This window comes from Saccharomonospora saliphila YIM 90502 (assembly GCF_000383795.1).
Taxonomy (GTDB): Bacteria; Actinomycetota; Actinomycetes; order Mycobacteriales; family Pseudonocardiaceae; genus Saccharomonospora; species Saccharomonospora saliphila.
In genome coordinates this window covers 15,966-19,377 of the sequence record NZ_KB912681.1, presented here as the reverse complement: position 1 = coordinate 19,377, position 3,412 = coordinate 15,966, and the positions used below count along the sequence as shown (strand labels likewise).

Below are 3,412 nucleotides of genomic sequence, written 5' to 3'. Positions count from 1 at the left end.
TACCGCGCGCCGGAGCTGGCGCGGCACGGCACGGCCACCCCGCAAGCCGACGCGTACTCGCTGGGCGCGACGCTGTTCACGGCCGTGGAGGGCGCTCCCCCGTACGGCCCGGACGGCACGGGCGAGCCGGCGGTCCCCGCGCACAGCGGCCCGCTGACGGGAGCCCTGCTCAAGCTGCTGCGCGCCGACCCGGACCTGCGGCCCACACTGCCCGACACGGTCACGGCGCTGAAGGCGATCGACGCGGGACGCGCGGAAGGTTTCGTCCCGCCGACCGCTCCCGCCATGCCGACGGTGCCGCTGCTGCCCCGCCCACCGAGGGCCAACACCCCGGATGCCGGGCGCGCGGCGAAGGGCACGTCACTGCCCGTGCCGCGAACGGCTTCCTCCCTCACGGTCTGGGCGGCCTGGTGCCTGCTCGCGCTCGTCGTCGTGGCCACCGTCGTCGTGGCCGTCAGGGTCCTCTGACGACCGGCCACCACGGCCGTCCCGCGCGAGGAACCACCACCGGGGCGCTCACACCAGGCGGCGGTCGGACGCCCAGCGGGAGAGTTCGTAGCGGTTCGAGAGCTGGGTCTTGCGCAGGACGCTGGACACGTGCGTCTCCACCGTCTTGACGGAGATGAACAGTTCCGAGGCGATCTCCTTGTACGCGTAGCCGCGCGCGAGCAGCCGGAGCACGTCCCGCTCCCGGGGCGTGAGCAGGTCCAGCTCCGGGTCGCTGATCGGCTCCGATCCGGGGCGGTCGGCGAAGGCGTCGAGTACGAATCCGGCCAGCCGCGGTGAGAACACCGCGTCCCCGTCGGCCACCCGCACGACCGCGCGCACCAGCTCCCGCGACGAGATGGTCTTGGTGACGTAACCCCGTGCACCCGCCCGGATCACGGCGATGACGTCCTCGGCGGCGTCGGAGACCGACAAGGCCAAGAACACCACGTCCGGCAGTTCGGGCCGCAGCCTGCGCAGCACCTCCGCGCCGCCGCCGTCGGGCATGTGCACGTCGAGCAGCACGACCTGCGGTCGCACGCGAGCGATCCCGGCCACGGCCTCGGCCACGGACCCCGCCTCGCCCACGACGCGCACCTCGTCGCTGATGTTCTCCAGTTCCGTGCGCGCCCCGGCACGGAACAGCGCATGGTCGTCCACGAGGAAGACCGTCACCGGTTCCCGCGTGCCCTCGTCGGCCACCGCTACCCCCTCACGTCTTCTCGGCCACCGCGCGTGGCATCTCCAGCTGCACCTCCGTGCCCTCGCCGGGCGCGGTGCGCAGGCGGCACCGGCCGCCGTTGCGTTCCATCCTGCCCCGGATCGAGTCGGCGAGGCCATGCCGATCGTCGGGGACGGCGTCCGGGTCGAAGCCGCCGCCCCGGTCCCGGACGAACACCGTGACCGTGAGCGGCTCCACCTCGGCGTAGACGCTGACCTCCCCGACACCGGCGTGCTTGGCCGCGTTCACGATCGCCTCCCGCGCCGCCTGCACGAGCGCGGTCAGGGCGTCGTCGAGCTCGGCGTCTCCCACGACCACCTGTTGCACCGAGATGGCGAAGGTGTCCTCGACCTCGCCGCACGCGGCGGCGACGGACTCGCTCAAGCTCCCGGGTGCCCGCTGGTCGGCCTGCTTCGGTGTGCCGTAGCCCGCGGGTCCGTAGAGCCATTGGCGCAACTGCCGTTCCTGCCCCCGGGCCAGCCGCGCGACCTCCCGGGGCTCGGCGGCCTGACGTTGGATCAGCGCCAGCGTTTGCAGCACGGAGTCGTGCAGGTGGGCCGCGATCTCGGCGCGTTCCTCCGTGCGAATCCTGGCGCGGCGCTCCTCGGAGAGGTCGCGCACCATGCGCAGCCAAAACGGCACGGTCAGCACCGCGGCCCCGACCAGCGTGGCCAGCACCGCGATGAGCGCGAACTGCATTTGTTCCAGGCTGCTGCCGCGCAGCACGACCACGCCGATGCCGGTCACCACCAGGGCGACACCCGCGAGCACCCGCACGGCCGCGGACCACCCGCCGCCGTCGAGCATCCCGGCGACCCCGGAACGGGCCCCGTCCCGCCACCGGCGCCGCTGGGACTCGTCGGCCTCCCGCCAGACGACGGCCGCACCGACCAGCGTCACCGCGATCGGCAACCCTGCCCAGCCGCTGAACACTCCGCTCACGGCGCCGCCCGCGATCGCCAGCGCGACACCGAGCGCCATCAGACCGTAGGCCTGCTGGCGCTCCCGCGAGGACTCGGCACCGGCCTCGGATTCCCCGCCGGGGTCTCGCTGCGGCACGAACGCCCACAGCAGTCCGTACGCCAGCATCCCCATGCCGCCGAACGCGCTGAGCACCGCGAAAGTGGCGCGCACCCACAGCACCCGCACCCCGAGGTGGTCGGCCACGCCCCCGGCCACACCCGCCAGCGCCCGCCCGGTCCGCCTGCGATACACCCGGCGCGGGCCGTCCTGGTCACCGCCGTCGGCGTCCCGGTCCGCCCCGGCACCGACCGAGGGAGCAGACGCCGTGCGGGACGGCGGCGCGAACGGGTTCGGCGTGCGTTCGCCGGTCGCGTGCTCTCCCACGTCACTCATGGTCACACGCGGCAGCGCCGGTTTCATCGGGGTAATCCCTGACCCGGCCCCAGGCCACCCGCCGGGACGCGGGCACGTTCTCAGGGACGATCCCCGATGCGGCCGACCGGCCCCCGCCCGCATGCTGTGGGCCATGGGCAGCATGTCGGGTGTCTCCGGGCACGTGGAGGGCTTCGAGGAGACGGTGCGGGACTTCTGGGCGAGCAGGCCCAGGCGGAGCGACGACGGCCGCAAGCTCGCGGGGGTGGCGGCGGCCGTCGGCGCCCGCTACGACATCGACCCGCTGCTGGTACGGGTCGCGTTCGTCGCGATGACCGTGTTCGGCGGGATCGGCCTGAGTTTCTACCTGCTCGGCTGGTTGCTCTTCCCCGCCGAACGCGACGAGGTCTCGGGACTGGAGAGCCTGCTCGGGCGGGGACGCAGCAGCATGTCGAGAGCCTTCGCGCTGGTGCTGTGCGTGCTGCTGGTTCCGGTGACGAGCTGGGCCTTCGGTGGCGACTGGTTCGACGGCGGTGGCTTCATCGGCCTGGCGCTGGGCGTGACGGCGTTGTACCTGCTGCACCGCAGCCGGGGTCAGTACAACCGTGCCGTGTTCGCGACCGGAGAGGGTGGCAGGCCGGGTTCGTCCGGCGCCGCCCCCGGGGCCGCACCACCGTCCGAGGGGCCTACCCGGCCTGCGCGGACCACGACCACGGGATCGGAGGACACGGTGAGCACGACACCACCCGGGCCGGCAGCGGCCCACCCGGCCGGGAGCACGGCAGCGGGCGCACAAGGCACGCCCGGCTTCGACCCGCTCGGGGCGGCGCCGCTCGACTGGCGGCTGGCCGACGCCCGCCCCGCGCCCAC

General features: G+C 73.9%; 3 protein-coding genes and 1 pseudogene. 2 read left to right on the top strand and 2 right to left on the bottom strand.

Annotated features, from left to right (window positions below; genetic code table 11):
- Positions 1 to 468 (top strand): annotated as a pseudogene (locus SACSA_RS0113545) (serine/threonine protein kinase); the annotation flags it as partial.
- 48 nt (positions 469 to 516) lie between these two features.
- Here SACSA_RS0113545 and SACSA_RS0113540 read toward each other — a convergent pair.
- Both SACSA_RS0113540 and SACSA_RS0113535 read right to left on the bottom strand, forming a co-directional pair.
- A complete protein-coding gene (locus tag SACSA_RS0113540) occupies positions 517 to 1,188 on the bottom strand; it encodes a response regulator (protein ID WP_019816452.1) in 672 nt (223 codons plus the stop codon).
- A 10-nt stretch (positions 1,189 to 1,198) separates the two neighbouring features.
- Positions 1,199 to 2,563, bottom strand: coding sequence for a PspC domain-containing protein (locus tag SACSA_RS0113535; RefSeq protein ID WP_048876786.1), 1,365 nt, complete (start codon positions 2,561 to 2,563; stop codon positions 1,199 to 1,201).
- Between the two features lie 133 nt (positions 2,564 to 2,696).
- On the opposite strand from SACSA_RS0113535, the gene SACSA_RS0113530 reads away from it, so the two are divergent.
- On the top strand, positions 2,697 to 3,412 hold a 716-nt coding region (locus tag SACSA_RS0113530), incomplete at its 3' end, for a PspC domain-containing protein (RefSeq protein WP_198009066.1).